14 protein-coding genes are annotated in these 18,670 nt (G+C 58.8%); 1 reads left to right on the top strand and 13 read right to left on the bottom strand.

From position 1 onward, the window contains the following. Positions 1–86 precede the first annotated feature (86 nt). Positions 87–797, top strand: coding sequence for an SDR family NAD(P)-dependent oxidoreductase (locus MUN82_RS06095; protein WP_245095797.1), 711 nt, complete (start codon positions 87–89; stop codon positions 795–797). A 58-nt stretch (positions 798–855) separates the two neighbouring features. On the opposite strand, the gene MUN82_RS06090 is transcribed toward MUN82_RS06095, so the two are convergent. The 13 genes from MUN82_RS06090 to MUN82_RS06030 form a co-directional block, all read right to left on the bottom strand. Then, positions 856–2,442 (bottom strand): glycoside hydrolase family 43 protein, encoded by a 1,587-nt coding sequence (locus MUN82_RS06090; protein WP_245095795.1) that lies wholly within the window; start codon positions 2,440–2,442, stop codon positions 856–858. A gap of 108 nt (positions 2,443–2,550) precedes the next feature. Continuing rightward, a complete protein-coding gene (locus tag MUN82_RS06085) occupies positions 2,551–4,476 on the bottom strand; it encodes a glycoside hydrolase family 88 protein (RefSeq protein ID WP_375374079.1) in 1,926 nt (641 codons plus the stop codon). Positions 4,477–4,690: 214 nt separating this feature from the next. Beyond that, positions 4,691–6,349, bottom strand: coding sequence for a glycoside hydrolase family 28 protein (locus MUN82_RS06080; protein ID WP_245095793.1), 1,659 nt, complete (start codon positions 6,347–6,349; stop codon positions 4,691–4,693). Positions 6,350–6,386: 37 nt separating this feature from the next. Further along, entirely contained in the window at positions 6,387–7,400 is a 1,014-nt protein-coding gene (gene fbp / locus MUN82_RS06075) for a class 1 fructose-bisphosphatase (RefSeq protein ID WP_245095791.1), read from the bottom strand. 35 nt (positions 7,401–7,435) lie between these two features. Continuing rightward, the gene (locus MUN82_RS06070) at positions 7,436–7,900 is read right to left on the bottom strand and encodes a nuclear transport factor 2 family protein (RefSeq protein WP_245095789.1); all 465 of its coding nucleotides are present in this window, start codon (positions 7,898–7,900) and stop codon (positions 7,436–7,438) included. Between the two features lie 20 nt (positions 7,901–7,920). Then, on the bottom strand, positions 7,921–9,273 hold the full coding sequence (locus MUN82_RS06065; RefSeq protein ID WP_245095788.1) for an MFS transporter: 1,353 nt from the start codon (positions 9,271–9,273) through the stop codon (positions 7,921–7,923). 4 nt (positions 9,274–9,277) lie between these two features. Next, entirely contained in the window at positions 9,278–9,937 is a 660-nt protein-coding gene (locus MUN82_RS06060; protein WP_245095786.1) for a beta/alpha barrel domain-containing protein, read from the bottom strand. Positions 9,938–10,029: 92 nt separating this feature from the next. Then, positions 10,030–11,043, bottom strand: coding sequence for a sugar kinase (locus MUN82_RS06055; protein ID WP_245095784.1), 1,014 nt, complete (start codon positions 11,041–11,043; stop codon positions 10,030–10,032). A gap of 203 nt (positions 11,044–11,246) precedes the next feature. Continuing rightward, entirely contained in the window at positions 11,247–12,686 is a 1,440-nt protein-coding gene (gene uxaC, locus MUN82_RS06050) for a glucuronate isomerase (RefSeq protein WP_245095782.1), read from the bottom strand. Positions 12,687–12,987: 301 nt separating this feature from the next. Next, positions 12,988–14,637, bottom strand: a complete 1,650-nt coding sequence (locus MUN82_RS06045; RefSeq protein ID WP_245095780.1) for a UxaA family hydrolase — start codon at positions 14,635–14,637, stop codon at positions 12,988–12,990. A gap of 8 nt (positions 14,638–14,645) precedes the next feature. Next, the gene (locus MUN82_RS06040; RefSeq protein WP_245095778.1) at positions 14,646–16,178 is read right to left on the bottom strand and encodes a tagaturonate reductase; all 1,533 of its coding nucleotides are present in this window, start codon (positions 16,176–16,178) and stop codon (positions 14,646–14,648) included. Between the two features lie 39 nt (positions 16,179–16,217). Next, positions 16,218–18,257: a pectate lyase gene (pelA, locus tag MUN82_RS06035; RefSeq protein WP_245095776.1), complete on the bottom strand. Its 2,040-nt coding sequence runs from the start codon at positions 18,255–18,257 to the stop codon at positions 16,218–16,220. 26 nt (positions 18,258–18,283) lie between these two features. Beyond that, positions 18,284–18,628, bottom strand: coding sequence for a cupin domain-containing protein (locus MUN82_RS06030; RefSeq protein ID WP_245095773.1), 345 nt, complete (start codon positions 18,626–18,628; stop codon positions 18,284–18,286). Positions 18,629–18,670: the final 42 nt, after the last annotated feature.

Here is an 18,670-nt window from a genome sequence, read left to right as displayed (position 1 = left end):
GGCGAAGTTTACCGCTCGCCTACCCTCCAGACCTTTGCGGAGCACTCACGCATCACGGTGATGCGGAGAAAACGAGCATAGGCTTTATGGAAAACAAGAAAATTGCGCTGGTTTCAGGCGGTAACAAAGGTATTGGGCTGGCTATTGTACGCGGGCTGTTACAGGCAGGCTGCCAGGTGTATCTGGGGGCACGCGAGGTGGCGAAAGGTCAGCAAGCCGCGGCAGAATTGGCAGCGGAAGGTGACGTGCGAGTTATTGAACTGGACCTGAACAACCAAGCAACGCTCGATGCCGCCACTGCTCGCGTGCAGCGTGAGGTAGGCCACCTAGATATCCTGGTGAACAATGCGGGTATCAACGTGGCAGGTGACGGCTTACCCAGCACGGCAGCTATCCAAAGCGTGGAACAGGTGCTGCAAACCAATTTCGTGGGCACTTTGGCGGTTACCCAGGCCTTTTTGCCACTGCTTCGGCAGGCTGCGGCGGGGCGCATTGTCAACGTGTCCAGTCCGTTGGGTTCACTCACGCTCAGCAGCCAAAACGACTGGGGCTTGCTAGGATACTCTGCTTCCAAAGCCGCGCTGAACATGCTCACCGTGCAATTAGCGCATGAACTGCGGGATACGGCCATCAAAATCAACTCAGCTAGCCCCGGCTACACGGCCACGGATTTGAACGACTTCGCGGGCACCGATACTCCCGAACAAGGTGCGGCGGAGGCCATCCGGCTGGCCTTGTTGCCTGCTGATGGCCCCTCGGGCACAAGCTCTTCTTCCGCAGCCTCCCTACCCTGGTGAGCCCCTACCGTCCGATGGCAGAGGGTAGGCTTTCTTAACAAGCAAAAAGCATCCTACCCTACTCCACCCGAAACCAGTCCACGTCCATGCTGCCGGCGTCGTTGGTTTGGCCTGGGCGGAGGGCAAATAGGCCCATTTTGGCGCCGATCCAACGGCCTTCTCGCGCCTGAAACTCGTTCCCTATCATCTGAAACGTGTTGCCGTCAGTGCTGTAGCTGAACTGGCACTTAGCGCCGGGGCGCACGGCCACGCGCAGGTACACGGGCTGGCCAGCTGGTAACGTAGTTACCGGAGCTGCCGTGGTTTCAGGCGTTAGCTTATCAGCATTGCTGCAGGTAGTCTGGCTGACCCGGAGCTGGCCATTTTCGTTGGTCAGCGACAGGTAGGCGTAGTCCAGTCCCATCATTACCAGCCCTACCTTCTCCCCTTCCAGCCGCGGCGTGAAGGTGACTTTGGTAGTAGTGGTAAAGGTTTCGGCGGGCAGCTTTTGCAGCAGCAGGTTGGGAACTTGCCAGAAGTTCTTGAGGTCAGTGGGCATCGGCACCGTGTAGAGGCGCAGCTGGCTTTGCGCAGGCATTGGGAAGGCCCAACCGGCCTGCGGGTTGGCGTGCCACTGCCACTGTAGGCCCAGCTCGGGTGTGTCGAACTCATCGGAGGTAGCAGGTGTAGTCAGGGGCTGCGCTTTGCCTTTGATGACCGGCTTTTTGTGCGTTAGAACGGGCTGGCCGGTACCGTCGCCGTCGGGGTCGTCACCGATGATGGGCCAGTCGTTCAGCCAGCGCATGGGCTGCAAATGCACCACACGGCCATAGGCACCCTGGTCCTGAAAGTGCAGAAACCAGTCCTGGCCGGTGTTGGTATCGACCCAGGCACCCTGGTGCGGGCCGTTAACGGGCGTGTTTCCCTGCGCCAACACAATACGGTCCTCGTACGGACCAAACACGTTTTTGGAGCGCAGCACCACTTGCCAGCCCGGCGCGACGCCCCCGCCCGGCGCGAAAATGTAGTAGTAGCCGTTGCGCTTGTAGAACTTGGGGCCTTCCAGGGTAGGATGCTTAGCGTGCCCGTCGAACACGAGTACCTCGTCGCCTAGTAGTTGCAGCCCGTCGGGCGTCATCTCGCTGACAGCCAGCACGCTCTTGAAGCCCGCCCGCGAGCCAGCAAAGGCGTGTACTAGGTAGGCGCGACCGTTGTCGTCCCAGAACGGGCAAGGGTCAATCCAGCCTTTCGCCTCTTTTACTAGGATAGGTGGCTCCCAAGGACCGGCTGGGTGCTGGGCACGGGTCACGAAGATACCCAAGTCGGGGTCGGGGTAGTAGATGTAGTAGAGGCCTTTGTGGTAGCGAATGGCCGGCGCCCACACGCCTCCGCCATGTTGAGGTTTCTGAAACCGTTCGGCTGGCTGCTGCTCGCTGAACACCGCGCTGACCAACGACCAGTTTACCAAATCTTTGGAATGCAAAATCTGCAGCCCCGGCACGCTATTGAAGCTCGACGACACCAGGTAGTAGTCCTCCCCTACCCGGATAGCGTCGGGGTCGGAGTAGTCGGCGTAGAGCACCGGGTTTTTGTAGGTGCCGTTGCCCAGGTCTGGCACCCACACTTTGGAGAGCGTGCTGGTTTGCGCCAGGGTTAGAGTAGGCAAGAGCAACAGGATCAAGAACAGATAGCGCATTTTGATAGTCGTTTGAAAAACATAACAGACCGTCATTCCTCGGCAAGCTCGGAATGACGGTCTACGGAAACGACACTTCTACTTCTGTCGCAGCAGCCACGCGGCCAAATCCTTACCAGCGTCGAAGTTTTGGTACACCGCCGGAATCTTGCGGCCGTCCACGTACTCGGTGTATAACCATGGGTCGCCCACAGCGAAGACGGTTCCCTTCCCTACCTTGGCCGTGGCAATGATAACGTTGCCACCTTGCGTTACATTAGCCTTGGCTGGCCCCGATAACCCCAGCGGCGCCAGCTCCTTGATATAGGCCGCACGAGCATTTTTGAAAATGGCGTTGCCGGCGGGAATATCCACGCGGCCCTGCTCAAACTGGCTGCCTTTCACCATGTTGATGTTTTGGGGTAGGAACTGGATGCCGAAGTTTTTGGCCAATTCGTTGAAGCGCGGAATCTCGCAGTTCGACGTGTCGTTGGCCATCAGCACCAGTGTGCCGCCCGCCTTCACCCAATCCGTTATAACTTTGCTATCAGCAGGTTGCACGTAGTTGGGCTGAGGCGTTTCCTTTTTGGTATCGGGGTCAACGATGATGTAGACGTTCAGGCCTTTGAGGGTGGCGGGGGTAGGCGCCGTGGGCACGGCCACGGTGCGGGCGCCCAGCTCCCGGAACTGGTTGCCCCACAGCCAGAAACCGCCGTGCGTGCGGTCTTCCCAGGTGTAGTGCCACTGCTCCTGCTGGCCCGTGAGCGGGTTCTGGCGCAGCTCGTGGTTGAAGTAGTAATCCAGCCCCACGGTTTTGCCCTGGCCCACGCTGTTTTCGCGGGCAATTTCTATTTCCACGCTCGCCAGAATGAAGGGCCCTACCCCCTTCAGGTCGTTTTTGCGCAGGGGCTCGGAGAGGTAGTACTCGTAGCTGCCGTCGCGGTAGGGGTTGCCGCCTAGGCCGCCCACACTTACGGTGCCGTTGAGGGCCAGCGCGTTATTTTCCGTCGAAACGAAGGTTTTCAGCAGGCCGTCGTAGCCTTTCTGAGCGTTTTGCAGATACTTCTTATCAAGGTAGCCCATGCGCACGCCCTTGGCCAAGGCATACACAAACATGCTGCTGCCCGAGGCTTCGGCGTAGTTGCCCTTACGTCCGGCCTGGTCTACCACCAGCGACCAAGTACCAGTTTTGGCATCCTGATACTTGGCCAGCACGGGGGCCAGGCGCTGTAAGTCCTTGATGAGTTGCTGGCGTTGCGGGTGGTTCTGGGGGAAATAGTCAAGCACGTCCACCAGGGCCATGGCGTACCAGCCCATGCCCCGGTCCCAAAAGTTGGGCGACTGACCGGTTTGCTTGTTGGCCCACTTTTGCTCCCGGCTTTCGTCGTAGCCGTGGTAGAGCAGGCCGGTTTTGGGGTCGACGAGGTTTTTCTCAATCAGCGCAAACTGTTTGGCTACGTCGTCGAAGCCCTGAGGCTGGTTGAATACCTGACTGTACTCGGCGTAGAACGGCTCAGCCATGTAGAGCCCATCGAGCCACATCTGATTGGGGTACACCTTCTTGTGCCAAAAGCCGCCCGCCTTGGTGCGCGGCTGACCTTCCAGCTGCTGCCGTAGCAGCTGAGCGGCCTTCTGGTACTTATCGGTTTTCTTGGGTAAGGTAACCTGGCTCAGCAGCAGCAGCGCGTGGCCGGTGGCCAGGTTATCAAGGTTGTAGTCGGCAGCTTTATAGGTGCGGATGCTACCATCGGGCTGCACAAATTGATCGAGGTCTTTCTGGATGTAGGTGAAGTACTTACCGTCGCCGGAGCGTTGCCACACGCGTTCCAAGGCCTTCAGCATCAGGCCCTGCTCGTAGTCCCAACGGGCAGTTTTGCGGTTGCCAATGACAATGGAATCGGGGTACCAGGAGATGAAGGCATCGGCCATGCGCTGCGACATGGGCGGCGCAGGGGTAGGCGTTTGAGCCATACTTGCAGCCGAGGTCAGCAGCAAGCCGGAAAGAAACAGGCGGGAAAAGAACATAGCAAGCAAGATTAAATCCCTACCCCCTAGAGCTGAAGCACTAGGCTACGCAGGAAAAACTTAGACAATACCGCTCCGTAGCCCAGGGCTGAAGCCCTGGGACGCAGTGTGTACGCCACAACAAACAACGTCAGCAACGACGCCAACCACCCCAGTTGCCGCTGACGCGGCAACATCCCCTCCTCAGCTGAGGAGGGGAGTTTTGTTCTGCCGGTTATCGTTTAGAAACCGAAATAGCCTTCTTCGGCACTTTCTGGCCCAACTCCACGTCTTTTTTGGCGGCTTTGGTGTCCGTGTTGGTCAGCTTTACGGCCTTGGTCCGGTCACCGCTGAGGCGCACCAGCAACTCGGCGTTGCCGGGGTAGCGCAGGTTGTCAACGACCACCTGCTGACTGTTCTGAATTTCCATGACGGGCTTGGTGTTCTTGCTCAGTAAAGCCACATTTTTCAGCGTAATGCCCTCGGCTTCCTGGCACACCATGCCCTTGTCGCTCTCTAATACCGTGTTCTGAATCAGGATGTTTTTGATGCTCATTTCGGGTAGGCCCCGGATGAGGATGCCGGTTTCGGCGCCTCTGCATACCACGTTGTTGATGGTAAAGTCGCGGAATTGGGGAGTACCCTCGTTCAGGGGTTCGGCCTTGATTTCGGGTAGGGCCTCGGCTTCGCCGCTGGCGGGCACCGGATCTTTGGCAGCGTAATACATATCAAACAGGATGGCCTGCCCGGCAATGTCGGTCATGGTCACGCCGTCCACGTAGATTTTCTCTACAACACCGCCCCTACCCCGCGTGGTCTTGAAGCGCAGGCCCACATCGGTGCCGATGAAGGAGCAGTTGTAGACAAACAGGTTGCGCGCCCCGCCCGACATCTCCGAGCCAATCACGAAGCCACCGTGGGCCTGGTACACCTTGCAGTTGCGAAACACGAAGTTCTCGGTGGGCACCCCGCGCTTGCGGCCCTGCTCGTTCTTACCCGACTTGATGCAGATACCATCGTCGCCCACATCAAACACGCAGTCCTCTACCAGTCCATTTTTACACGATTCCAGGTCCAGGGCATCGGTATTTTGGCCGTACCAGGGGTTTCTGGCCGTCACGCGGCGGATGGTCACGTCTTCGCACAACAGGGGGTGTATGGTCCAGGCCGGCGAGTTCTGAATGGTGAAGTCTTCCAGCAGCACTTGCTTGCAGCGTTGCAGGCTGAGCATGTTGGGCCGCAGGAAGTCTTTGATGGCCGCGAAATCGGCCGGCTCCGTTTTGCCCGGCTTGATGACACCCGGCTCCGGCATGGTGGAGGCCTTCAGGGCCTGCTCCGATGGAAACCAATAGTCTTTTTTCTCGTTCACGGCACCACCCGAGGCCACTAGCTTTTTCCACTGCCCGGCCGTGAGCTTCTCCTTTTTCACGGGGCGCCACGCGTCACCGTTGCCGTCGAACACACCTGGCCCGGTGATGGCCACGTTGGTCAGGTCCATGCCCGAAATGGGCGACTGGTTGCGCACGGCGTCTACCCCCTCCCAGTTGGTTTTAATGAGCGGGTACTGGCTTTTATCGGCCGTAAACTGCACTAGGGCTCCTTTGGCCAGGTGCAGGTTCACGTTGCTTTTCAGCTCGATGGGCCCGGTTAGCCATAGGCCAGCCGGTATCAGCACTACCCCTTTCTTCTGACTAGCAGCGGCTATAGCCTGCTGAAATGCGGTGGTGTTCAGCGTCTGACCATCGGCCTTGCCACCGTAGTTGAGCAGGCTCACCGTATCGGTCGAGAACTGGGTAGGCTTTACCGAGAAGGTAGGGCGAACCTGCCCAGTAGCTGGCGCCGTTGCGGTCAGCACAGCTGCTGCGGCAAGCAGAAAGGGAATTTGATACGTCATTATGTGGGAATTTGGTGTGCGAAAAAAGGCGCTGAGCCTAGGTGGTTTCCATGCCCAGCAGTTCATCTACCAACGAGTAGGAACCCGTAAACAGGGGCGTGCGCTGATGAAAGTGCGTCGGTATCAGGTCCATTACTCGGCCCCGGCCGGGGCCGGCTTCGGCCCTACCCCCAGCCTGCTCAATCACAAAGGCTAGCGGAAATGACTCGTAGAGCAGGCGCAGCTTGCCATCAGGATTTTTCTGGGTAGGTGGGTAGAGGTAAATACCCCCTACCAGCAGGTTGCGGTGATAGTCGGCCACCAGGGAGCCCACGTAGCGGCCACTGCACCGGCGCTCTTTGCAGCGCGTGAGGTAATCGCGCACGTACTCGGGGTAGTCGTGCCAGTTACCCTCGTTGCAGGAGAAAATGCTGCCGGTCTCCGGAATGATCATGCGCGGGTGCGAGAGGAAGAACTCACCCAGAGAGCTTTCGTAGGTGAAGCCCACTACCCCGTGCCCGGTGGTGTATACCAGCATGGTGCTAGAGCCATACAGAATATAGCCCGCCGCTATCTGCCGACGGCCACCCTGCAAAAAATCGGCCTCCGTGGCCGGCGCGCCGTAGGGCGACACGCGGCGGTAGATGCTGAAAATGGTGCCGATGCTAACGTTTACATCGATATTAGACGAGCCGTCTAGCGGGTCGATGGCCACCACGTATTTGCCCTGCACATTGCCGGTATGCACAATTCCGTCTTCCTCCTCAGAAAGCACCGCGCAGGCTTGTCCGCCGTTGGTAAGTGCTCGAATGAAGCGGATATTCGCTACCACGTCCAGCTTTTGCTGCTGCTCGCCCTGTACATTCTGCTGCCCAAAGGCACCCGCTACTTCCGCCAGCCCTGCCCGATTAATCTCCCGGCTCACGATTTTGCCGGCCAGCGCTATATCACGCAGCAGCTGCGACAACTCCCCGGTGGCGTACGGAAACTCGCTTTGGGTGCGCATAATATAGCGCTCCAGGGTGGTACCCACAGGCTGGGCAATGGTGTCTTCTAGCGGACGATGACTCATGATAATTAAAGTATAAGGTAGGCTACTGCTCCCCTTTATTTGGCTTGTTTCTGCGACTGCCACAGCACTACCTGCCAGCCTTTTTTGGGGTCTTTGATCTGTACCACCACGTACTTAATGTGGGCCAGATTGGGGTTGGCGTCGGCCGTGGGGGGTAAGGTGATGGTGATGGTACCGTTCACCACGGCTGTTTGGCCGTTGTTGTAGGTGCGCACGTTCAGGGCTTCCACGTCGATTTTCTCGTACTGACTTTTGCCGTCGCGGATGCTTTGGATGTAGTCCGTTTTGCCGTTTTGCTTGCCGTTGGAGTGCGTATACACAAGGTCGTCGGCGAAGGCTTTTTCCAGGAAAGCGTAATCCTTTTTCACCTGCGCCTCAAAGCGCTGACGCTCCAGGCGCTCTACCTCCTGCACGGCGGCTTTGTCTTTGGCGGTAGGCGTTTGGGCAAAGCTGAGGGCGGGCAGGAGTACCAACAGCCATACATACAGTGCTTTTTTCATAAGATACTGGGTAATAAAGCTTAAGCGGTAGGTGCATTGGCACCCGGCACGTCGTCGAGCTTGATCTGTTTCATGTGAGGCGCCAGGAAGTGCATTAGCACCCAGGCCAGCAGGTAGGCCCCGCCGCAAATCCAGAACATGATGTAATAGGCCTTGTCGAGCTCTCCAATGCTTTCGTAGTACACAAACATGCGCTTCTGCACCAACGCCGACAGCAGAATTCCGCCCAACCCACCGGCCATTCCTCCGATGCCCGTTACAGAAGCCACGGCCCGCTTCGGGAACATATCCGATACGGTGGTGAAAATATTAGCGCTCCAAGCCTGGTGAGCAGCGGCGGCCAAACCGATTACCAGCACGGCCAGCCACATATTTACTTGGCCCAGCTGCTGCGCAAACACAATCGGGAATACGCACAGCGCGATGAGCAGCATAGAGGTTTTGCGGGCTTTGAAAGCCGGCCAGCCGTTGCGGATGAAGTTCAGCGGAATCCAGCCGCCACCCACGCTACCTACGCTGGACAGCACATAGACCAGGGCCACGGGTAGGGCCACCTGCGTGCCTTGCAGACCATATTGCTTGTTGAGAAAATCGGGCAACCAGAACAGGTAGAACCACCAGATAGGGTCAGTCAGGAACTTGCCTAGCACGAAACCCCAGGTCTGGCGAAACGTCAGCAGCTTCAGCCACGAAACCTTGGGCTCGGTGGTGATAGAAGCCGCCGCCTGGTCGTCAACGTCGCTGTGAATGTATTCAAACTCGGCTTTGGTAAGCTTGGCGTGGCGGTTGGGTACTTCGTAGTACATAAACCACAAAATCAGCCACACAAAGCCCAGGGCGCCCGTCAGGATAAAGGCCCAGCGCCAACCAATTGTCTCGGCGATGAGCGGCACGGTGAGCGGGGCAATAATGGCCCCTACGTTGGCACCCGAATTGAAAATCCCCGTGGCCAAGGCCCGCTCCTTCTGCGGAAACCACTCAGCCGTGGTTTTGATGGCCGCCGGGAAGTTGCCAGCTTCTGTGATACCTAAAAAGCCCCGCGCCACGCTGAACCCAAAGGTGCTGCTCACAAAGGCGTGCCCTACCGCTGCCAGGCTCCACAAAAACGTGGACATGGCGTAGCCGATTTTGGTACCCAGCTTGTCAATCACGCGCCCTACCCCCAGCATGCCCAGCGAGTAGGCCAGCTTGAAGGCAATTTCAATGTTGGCGTAGTCACCGGCATTCCAGTTGAATTCCGTTTCCAGGTAGGGCTTCAGCAGCGAAATAACAGCCCGGTCCAGGTAGTTGACGGTGGTGGCAAAAAATACCAGCCCGCAAATGGTCCAGCGGTAATTCCCTATCTTATTCTCTATCGTCCTAGTCGTCTCCATCAATCTAGTGCTGAGCGCGTTGCTGAATGAATTGCACCAACCCGGCCACCTTGGCCGACAGGGCCTCGGCACCCGCATCGCCCTTAAAAAGCTGGGAGCCAATACCCACCGCCTGCACGCCTGCGCCCAGCCACTCGCCAATGCTTTCCTCCGTGGGCTCTACCCCGCCAGTTACCATTAGCGGCACATTGGGCAGGGGGCCGCGCACGGCTTTGATGTAGCTGGGTCCTACCGTGTTGCCGGGGAAAACCTTCACCACATCGGCACCCAGCTGGTGGGCGCGGTAGATTTCGTTCAAGGTCATGGCGCCGGGCAACCAGGCCACGTCGGCCAGCTTGCACGCGTGGGCTACCGACTCGGTGGTGACGGGCTGCACCACGAAATCGGCGCCAGCCTGAATGAAGCGCTGAGCCTCCTCCCCTTCATAAATCGTCCCGATGCCCAACAGCATCTCCGGGCAATGCGCCTGCACAAACGCGTGCAGTTGCGTGAACACGTCGAAGGCCTGCGCGCCTCGGTTGGTGAATTCAAACACCCGGATACCGCCATTATAGCAGGCTTGCACAATCTGCTGGGCGTGGGTTATGTCGGGATGATAAAACACTGGTACCAGCGGGTGCGCCAGCAGGGTTTTTAAAGCATCAGTGCGTGAGAATCGAGCCATAAGTGAGGTAGGGTAGAAAAGAAGAAAAGAGCGAATACAGCACCTAGCTGGTTCTAGGAGCCAGTAAGAAGTACCGTAAGCGGAGGTGGTGATTAGCGCAGCAACCGGCCGGTCACGTTGCCCTGCACAATGTGCTCCACCTCTGCCGCTGTCACCAGATTGATGTCGCCGACGATGGTGTGCTTGAGGGCCGAGGCAGCCGTGGCAAAGCCCAGCGCCCGCGCCGGATCCTGCGCAAAGTGCAGCCAGCCGTAAATGAAGCCCGAGATGAATGAGTCGCCACCGCCGATGCGGTCCACTACCGGCACGATGTCGTAGGGCGTGGTTTCGTGGTAGGCGCCCTGATCGTAGAGCAGGCCGCGGATGCGCTCGTGCGAGGCGCTCTGCGTTTCGCGGCGGGTAGCAATCACCTGCTTGATCTGCGGGAAGCGCTGCTGCAACTGCTCGCACATGCTCACAAAGCGGTCTTCCCTACCCTCCTCGGGCCGAATGCCGAACAGATCCTCAGCGTCGCCTTCGGTGCACACTACCACGTCGCAGCCGGCTACCAGCTCAGGCATGACATCCTGCGCCTTCTGGCCGTACTGCCACAGATTGCGGCGATAGTTCACGTCGGCCGACACCGTGATGCCCAGGCGACGGGCTGCCTGGATGGCGTCGCGGGTAGCCTGGGCGGCGCTGGCCGAAATGGCAGGCGTGATGCCCGTCCAATGCAGCCACTGAGCGTCTTTCAGAATTTCATCCCAGTTGAACCACGTGGGGTCGAGGTTCGCAAAAGCCGAATCGGCGCGGTCGTACACGATTTTGCTGCCACGCAGCGAGGCCCCTACCTCCAGGAAGTACAGCCCCAGCCGCTCCCCACGAAACACGCAGTGCTGCATATCCACGCCCAGGCGCTGGAAGTGCTGAGAGGCGGCGCGGCCCAGGTCGTTGTCGGGGAAGCAGCCGGCGTGGGCGGCGGGCTGGCCCAGCTGCGCCAGGGCGGCGGCCACGTTGGCATCGCCCCCACCGTAGTTCACGTCCAGGTTATTGGCCTGGGTGAGACGCAGGTTGAGCGGCGGCGACAACCGCATCATGATTTCGCCGAAGGTTACAACTTTTTTCAAAAGGAGGTGTGTTGAATGCGGGTTGTTGGTTACTAGTCGCTTGCGTTGGTGAACCTCTGTCATCCTTTATCTGTCATCCTGAGCTTGCGAAGGACCTTATCACGTCAGAACGAGTTGTTGGTACGAGCATCGTTTTAACGACTCGTTCTCACGTGATAAGGTCCTTCGCAAGCTCAGGATGACAGGCGGTATAAGACGGCCAGTTACGCCGTTTCGGCGGCTACCTTCTCCTCTACCGGCGTGAAGCCGAAGTAGGTGCTGGCGTTGCCATAGCAAATGTTGCCGACCATTTCGCCCAGCCAGCTCAAGTTGTCGGGCAGTTCGCCGTTTTCCACGTCGTTGCCGAGCAGATTGCACAGCACCCGGCGGAAATACTCGTGGCGAGGGTAGGACAAGAAGCTGCGCGAGTCGGTGAGCATGCCCACGAAGCGGCTCAGCAGACCCATGTTGGACAGGGCGTTGATTTGCCGCTCCATACCGTCTTTCTGATCCAGGAACCACCAGCCCGAGCCGAACTGCATCTTACCCGCCACCGAGCCGTCGTTGAAGTTGCCGATCATAGTGGCAATCAGTTCATTGTCGGCGGGGTTTAGGTTGTAGATGATAGTTTTGGCCAGCTTGTCCTGCGTGTCGAGGCGGTCGAAGAACTTGGACATGGCCTGAGCCTGCGAGAAGTCGCCGATGGAGTCCCAGCCCGTATCGGGGCCGAGCTGGCGCAGCATGCGGGCGTTGTTGTTGCGAAGGGCGCCCACGTGGTATTGCTGAGTCCAGCCCTTTTCCCAATCCATTTCGGCCAGCAGCACCAGCACTTTGGACTTAAACTTCAGCACCTCAGCGGAATCCAAGGACTCGCCGCCGCGTACTTTCCCGAAAATTGTGTCGATTTCCTCGTCGGTATAATCGGCAGCGTAGAGCTGCTCCAGGCCGTGGTCGGAGAGCTTGCCGCCCATCTCAGCAAAGAAATCGTGGCGTAGACGCAGGGCTTTTTCTAAATCAGCAAACGTCTGAATATCCACTTCTGCGGCCGCGCCCAGCTTGTCGAGGTAGGCGTTGTAGGCGCCCGCATCTTCCGGCGACATGGCTTTGTCGGCCCGGAAGGTAGGCAGCACCTGCACATCAAAGTCGGAATCCCGGATGGACTGGTGATGCTCCAGTGAGTCGGCCGGGTCGTCAGTGGTGCACACTACCTTCACGTTCATTTTGCGCAGCAAGTTGCGCACCGAATACTCGGGCGTGCGCAGCTTCTCCGAGCACTCATCGTAGATGCGACGGGCGCTATCTTTGTCCAACAGCTCGTGCACGTCGAAGTAGCGTTGCAGCTCCAGGTGTGTCCAGTGGTACAGCGGGTTTCGGGCGGTGTAAGGCACGGTTTCGGCCCATTTCTCAAACTTTTCCCAATCCGAGGCATCGCCCGTAATGTAGCGCTCGTCTACCCCGTTGGCCCGCATGGCGCGCCACTTGTAATGGTCGCCGTAAAGCCAGATCTGCGTCAGGTTCTCAAACTGCCGGTCTTCGGCAATCTGATCAGGGGGCAGATGGCAGTGATAATCGATGATGGGCTGGTGCTCGGCGTGCACGTGGTAGAGCTGCTGGGCGGTTTCCGTTTGCAACAGAAAATCTGGACCGAGAAAGGGCTTTTTCATGCTGAGTTACTGGGTTAAGCAGTGGGTAGGAAAACGGTGGTTAGCCGGGTATTTTTTGGTTAGAAGCCAAGGCTAGTTCCCCTCCTTTTTTAAGGAGGGGTGCCCGAAGGGCGGGGTGGTTAGCTAGAGCTAGAAAACTAGAAGCTACTTCGAGCATCTTACTCTAGTTATCTATCAATCTTTATTTTACAGAAGCAATTTGTTCAACTAAACAACATCAGCAACGACTTCAACCACCCCAGTCCAGCCTTTCGGCTGAACATCCCCTCCTCATCTGAGGAGGGGAGTTTCGTTCTTCTATTTACAGCGACACCCCTCTTTTCCAAGGGATGAAGTCGGTTTGATCGTGGCGGACGGCGGCTACCTCTTCCCCGCTGGCTACGCGGATGACGTACTCCAGAATCCGCTCGCCGGCTTGCTCGATGGTTTCTTCGCCGTCAATCACGGTGCCCGTGTTCACGTCGATGATGTCGGGCATGCGCTTGGCGAGGGGGGTGTTGGTGGCAATCTTGATAACCGGCGCGATGGGGTTGCCGGTGGGCGTGCCCAGGCCGGTAGTGAACAGCACCACGTTGGCCCCCGAGCCTACCTCGGCCGTGGTCGATTCCACGTCGTTGCCGGGGGTACAGAGCAGGTTCAGGCCGGGCTGGGTTACCAGCTCAGGATAGTCAAGCACGGCGACTACGGGCGAGGAACCGCCCTTGCGCGCCGCTCCGGCCGATTTCATGGCGTCGGTAATCAGGCCGTCGCGGATGTTGCCGGGCGAGGGGTTCATATCGAAGCCCGAACCCACGGCCACGGCCGCGTCGCCGTAGGCTTTCATCAGCGAGCTGAAGCGCTGGGCTGTCTCCTGATCCACTGAGCGGTCCACGATTTCCTGCTCCACGCCGCACAGTTCCGGGAATTCGGCCAGAATAACCGAGCCGCCTAGCGCTACCAGCATATCCGACACGTGCCCCACTGCGGGGTTGGCCGAAATGCCCGAGAAGCCATCGGAGCCGCCGCACTCCAGCCCAATGCACAGCTTGCTGAGCGGTGCTGGCTGGCGGTGCTGCTGGTTGGCCAGCATCAGGCCAGCAAACGTCTGGCGCAGGGCTGCGCTAATCATGTTTTCCTCGGTCCCCATTTTCTGCTGCTCCATAATATAGAGCGGCTTGCTGAACTGCGGGCTGCGCTTGTTGATTTCATCCTGCAGCATGGTCACCTGGGCATTCTGGCAGCCCAGGCTGAGGATGGTGGCGCCGGCCACGTTGGGGTGGGTGATGTAGCCAGCTAGCAAACCACACAGCGACTGGGCATCCTGGCGGATACCGCCGCATCCCCCTTCGTGGGTCAAAAACCGAATGCCGTCCACGTTTGGAAACAGGCGAGCTTTCTGGCGGCTGCTCTCAGCGGCCTGCAAGTCCACGCTTAAGATTTCCTCCACTGATTTGCCGGCCTGCATCAGCGCAATTAACTCCTGTGTCTGGGGCTGGTAGGATTTCTGGCGGGCGTAGCCCAGGTCCTTCACCAGCGCATCTTCCAGTACCTGGATGTTGCGGTTTTCGCAGAATACCATGGGTATCACCAGCCAGTAGTTGGCGGTGCCTACCTTACCATCGGCGCGATGGTAGCCCAGGAAGGTGCGCTCCTGCCAGCGGCTCACGTCGGGGGCCTGCCAGGCAGGGCGCTGGCCGGCTTCGGCGTAGGAGTTGGTGGCGTGGTGCAGGTTGGCGGTGGTAAGGCGGCCGCCTACCCCAATGGCCGAGGCAGCCTTGCCTACCAGCACCCCGTACATGGTCACTGGGTCGCCGGGCGCAAGGGGTTGCAGGGCCAGCTTGTGCTTGGCCGGAATGGCCTCGGTAGTGGTGACGGTGGCGCCGTCCCAAGTTACAGGCGTGCCAACAGGCAGGTCCGTCAGAGCGACCAGTACGTTGTCGGCCGGATGAATTTTGGCAACTAAATGCTTCATGATTTTTTTTAGCTCACAGCAGCTTTTGTGATAAAGCACGCTTTCACGGCAGCATGGCCGCCCACTTCCAGCAACTGGTTCAGGAAATAGGTTACGCGGTCGGTAAAGCCTGGCAGTTGGGTGAGGTCGTGCTCCCAGAGGGCTTCGTTGGCGAGTACCTCGTGGACTAACTCCGCTGGCTCGTCGGCGTGCTTTTCCCAAAGATTGGCAAAATAACCGGCCTGCGAGTCCTCAATCGGGTAAGTTTCGCCGTGCAGCTCGCCGTGCCACTTGCCGTTTTGCTGCTCAGTGGCGCGCATAAACAGCAGGTAGGCCGCAAACCCTAGTGCCACGTACTGCGGTACTTTGCCAAACCGCTCAGTGTAGTGCAGCAAATCAGCGAGCACGCGCATGCGCAGCTTAGCCGTGTAGTTGAGGGTGATGGCCAGCCACCGGTGCTCGATGTAGGGGTTGCGGAAACGGTCGAGCACCTGCATGGCAAAGCGCTGGGCAATCTTCTCGTCCACGGGGTAGGGAATGCCAGGCAGCAGGTCGGCCAGCATCAGGTTGGAGATGAAGCCGGCCATGGCCTTATCTTCCATGGCGGCGCGCACAGTGGTAAAACCGCTTAAGAAAGCTAGTCCGCAGCTCAGCGTGTGCGTGCCGTTCAGCAGACGCAGCTTCAGCTCCCGGAACTGGTTGATGTCGGGCTGGATGAATACGCCTTTATCAACGCTGTGAAACGACAGCACCTCTCGTACCCGCGCGTCGCCCTCAATAGCCCACAGCAGGTAGGCCTCCGACATAGTCAGCAGGTCGTCCTGGTAGCCTAGCTCCTGGGTCATTTGCTGATGGGCGTCGGCGGCGGGTAGGCCCGGCACAATGCGGTCTACCAGGGAGTTGCAGCAAGTGTTAGCTGTTTCCAGCCAGTCGATGAACTCGCTTTCGAGCTGGTTGCGGTGGGCCAGCTCCAGCAGAATCTTCTCCAGCTGCGTACCGTTTTCCGGAATCAGCTCGGTAGGCACAATTACCAGGCCTTTGCTGGGGTCGTTGCCAAACGCCTGCCACCGGGTGTAGAGCACGGCCAGCAGCTTGCCCGGAAACGAGCTGGGGGCAGTGTCTTGCCGAATGTCGTCGGGGGCAAACTGAATGCCTACCTCCGTGGTGTTGGAAATGACCACTTGCAGCTCAGGCGAGGCAGCGAAAGCCAACACCTCCGCCCACTGGCTTTTGGCCGACAGCACCCGGCTGATGGCAGCGCACACCACGTTGCGTTCAATCGTCTCCTCCTCTTCTACACCCCGAATCCCAACGGTATACAACCCATCCTGCCGCTCAAACGCCGTGATGTCGCCGCCGTCGGTAGATTTTACCACCACCACACGGCCGTTGAATACGCCCTGCTGGTTGGCCTTGTCGATGAGGAAATCGGGTAGGCCGCGCAGCAGCACGCCGGTACCGAACTGCAATACTTTCTCGGGCAGCGCGAAAGAGGCGGCCTGGGGCATTTCTACGGCAACCGGTGCATCTCCGGCGACCAGACGTTGCGACAGATTTTTCATATAAAGCTTAAACTAAAGGAGTATGCAATTGAAAGAAGATTAAGTACCCTGCTGCTTTTTCCACTTGGGATACTCACGATTGAGGAGTTTGGCAGGCCAGGTACCAACGTAGCTATAGCCCACGCGCCGCTCATTTTCAATCTCGGCCAGCGAGTAGTGCACTTTGCTGTCGCGGCCCACGTAGATGGGGCGGTTGGTATTTAGCTCGTAGAAGCGCGCCCAGATGGTAGAGCCCGCCTCGGGCACAATCAGCCGGTCGCGGCCACTAGGCTGTTTGGGGTCGGTTACGTCGCGCATAGCATAACCCTCCAGCTTCACCTTGTCCAGCCACGCTACGGCGGCCTCAATGGATTTCTTGATTTCCGGCGAAGGGTTTTTAATGTCCATCAGAAACTCCACGATGGCCACCGTTTCGTCGCCGCTGAGCGAGGCCAGCTCGAAGGCGCGGGCCTTGGCCGGTTGCAGGGTTTTCTCGTCATACTGCGCCGCCCAGGCCGTCAGCTGGCCGTGCTGCACATACTGCGTCTTCAGGATGCAGTCGATACCGCGGGCTACGGCTTTGCGGGCCGGCTCCACTAGGCCCTGGTCCAGCAGGGTGTAGTTGCCGCGCTGCTCGGCTAGGTCACGCAGCACCTGCATCGCCTGAATCATAGCGTTGTCGTTGTAGGTGATCTGGTGGCGGTAGTTGCTGTGGTCGGGGTAAAACTGCGGGAAGCCGCCGTTGGCGTACTGCATTTTCAGCAGGTAGCGAATGCCGTTCTCGGCGGCGCGGCGGTAGGCTAGGTTACCAGTGCGCTTGGCAGCTTCTACTAGGTAGCGGATTTCGCGGGAAGTAGCGTTGTTGTCGATGGTGGCGTCGTTGCGGCCTTTATCGTCGAGGGTAGCGGCTTTTTGTGCGGCCGTCATTGGGTGGTCGTACTTTACTTTCACCTCGCCCACGGCCTTGGGCCAGCCGCCCACGCTGCGCTGGTAAAGCAGCATACGCTCGGCCATAGAATCTTTTTCGACGGCCACTACCGGCGGCGCGGGCAGGGCGGGCGCTTTGGGGTCCACGTTCCAGCGGCCACCAAAGGTCCAGTTAGGCGTTATCTGCTTCACCGTGGGGCTACCCTCGGCCGAGGCCAGGTTGTCGGCCATCCAGGCGTAGTTGCCGCCCCGGCGGCGGGCATTGGCGTAGTACACGCGCCGCCCCCATTGCTTGGCGCCCGGCCCCGACTCCGCCCAGTAAATATCGGCATCGGCCATATTTTTGGGGAAACGGCAGCTGAGCAGGTAAAACTGCGCCTCGCGGTGGAAGCGGCCCAACTTGAAATTGTCGTCGCCCTCGAAGCGGCAGTTCACCAGCACCGTTTTCGAGTCTTTGTTGGCCGAGCCATCGTGCCAGATAGCCGCGCTCATGTTATGGCAGATAAAGCGGCAGTTTTCGGCGTAGGCCCAGCCGCGGGGGCAGTAGAAATCCACGCCGCCTTCCAGGGTGCAGTCCTTGAAGTAGTACAGACCGGCTTCCACGTCCCAGGGGCTCACAGTGTCGCCGCCAAGGGCTCGGAAGGTGCAGTTTTTTACTACCAGGCGCGTAGTACCGGGGAAGGTGCGCAGGGCCATTTGGTGGCCGGTTTTGCCGATGATTTTCTGCCCGCTGGCATCAGCGGGGCAGTTGATAGTGACGTCGCCCGCAGCGTTGAACCCGTAGCTGTTCACCACAGTGAGCTTTTCCAGCGTCACGTTGGGGGCATTGCGCAGGTTGAGAGTGGCCACGCCCCAGTCGTCGAGGTTGCCCTCGCAACGAGCCGCATCACGGGCCTGGCTTATGGTAATCACCACGCCCTTTTCGCTCTGCCCGAGCAGGGTCACGTGGTCTTTGCCATCGAGGTAGACTTTCTCGGGGTAGGTGCCGTTTTTGATGTATACTACCCGCTGCTGGTCGGCGTGGGCGCTCAGACTGTTGAGGGCGGCTTGGATGGTTCGGAAATCTCCCGAACCATCCTGCGCTACCCTAACCGTCGGCGCATTAGCGAAGGAATTTCTTCCCCCGATTACTCCTGTAACCAGCAGGAGCAATACTGTAAAAAATCGAGTCATTTGTTGTTGTCTGTTGTGCATGGCCCCTACCCTTCCAGCGGTTGTAAAAAATCTTCCCGCAGGGGGTTAAACACATCCAGCAGCACCCCGGCCTCCTGGCACACCACGCCGTGGCGCACGTTGGAGGGGGCATAGAATGTGTCACCGGTGCGTAGCACCTGGGTATGCTCTCCTACCGTAGCCTCAAACACCCCGCTCTCCACGTAGCTCAGCTGCACGTGGGGGTGCTGGTGCGGGGCGCCTACCCCGCCCGTTTCAAAGGCCACCTTCACCAGCATCAGCTCCGGGCCATAGGTGAGCACCTGCCGGCGCAGACCGCCGCCCAGGTCTTGCCAGGTGGGAGTAATAGTGGTAAAAGGGGAAGTAGGCATGGAAGAAAGACAGCAAACAGAAGGAAAAGTAGGAAGACGCGA

The sequence above is a fragment of the Hymenobacter aerilatus genome (genome assembly GCF_022921095.1).
Lineage (GTDB): Bacteria > Bacteroidota > Bacteroidia > Cytophagales > Hymenobacteraceae > Hymenobacter > Hymenobacter aerilatus.
This window is presented reverse-complemented; position numbering and strand designations above follow the sequence as displayed.

Excerpts from the sequence above, each read along its gene's own strand:
- MUN82_RS06030 (WP_245095773.1), bottom strand. The coding sequence starts at position 18,628 with ATGCCTACTTCCCCTTTTACCACTATTACTCCCACCTGGCAAGACCTG.
- MUN82_RS06070 (WP_245095789.1), bottom strand. The coding sequence starts at position 7,900 with ATGAAAAAAGCACTGTATGTATGGCTGTTGGTACTCCTGCCCGCCCTC.
- MUN82_RS06065 (WP_245095788.1), bottom strand. The coding sequence starts at position 9,273 with ATGGAGACGACTAGGACGATAGAGAATAAGATAGGGAATTACCGCTGG.
- MUN82_RS06045 (WP_245095780.1), bottom strand. The coding sequence starts at position 14,637 with ATGAAGCATTTAGTTGCCAAAATTCATCCGGCCGACAACGTACTGGTC.
- pelA (WP_245095776.1), bottom strand. The coding sequence starts at position 18,257 with ATGACTCGATTTTTTACAGTATTGCTCCTGCTGGTTACAGGAGTAATC.
- fbp (WP_245095791.1), bottom strand. The coding sequence starts at position 7,400 with ATGAGTCATCGTCCGCTAGAAGACACCATTGCCCAGCCTGTGGGTACC.
- MUN82_RS06060 (WP_245095786.1), bottom strand. The coding sequence starts at position 9,937 with ATGGCTCGATTCTCACGCACTGATGCTTTAAAAACCCTGCTGGCGCAC.
- MUN82_RS06085 (WP_375374079.1), bottom strand. The coding sequence starts at position 4,476 with ATGTTCTTTTCCCGCCTGTTTCTTTCCGGCTTGCTGCTGACCTCGGCT.
- MUN82_RS06040 (WP_245095778.1), bottom strand. The coding sequence starts at position 16,178 with ATGAAAAATCTGTCGCAACGTCTGGTCGCCGGAGATGCACCGGTTGCC.
- MUN82_RS06080 (WP_245095793.1), bottom strand. The coding sequence starts at position 6,349 with ATGACGTATCAAATTCCCTTTCTGCTTGCCGCAGCAGCTGTGCTGACC.
- uxaC (WP_245095782.1), bottom strand. The coding sequence starts at position 12,686 with ATGAAAAAGCCCTTTCTCGGTCCAGATTTTCTGTTGCAAACGGAAACC.
- MUN82_RS06095 (WP_245095797.1), top strand. The coding sequence starts at position 87 with ATGGAAAACAAGAAAATTGCGCTGGTTTCAGGCGGTAACAAAGGTATT.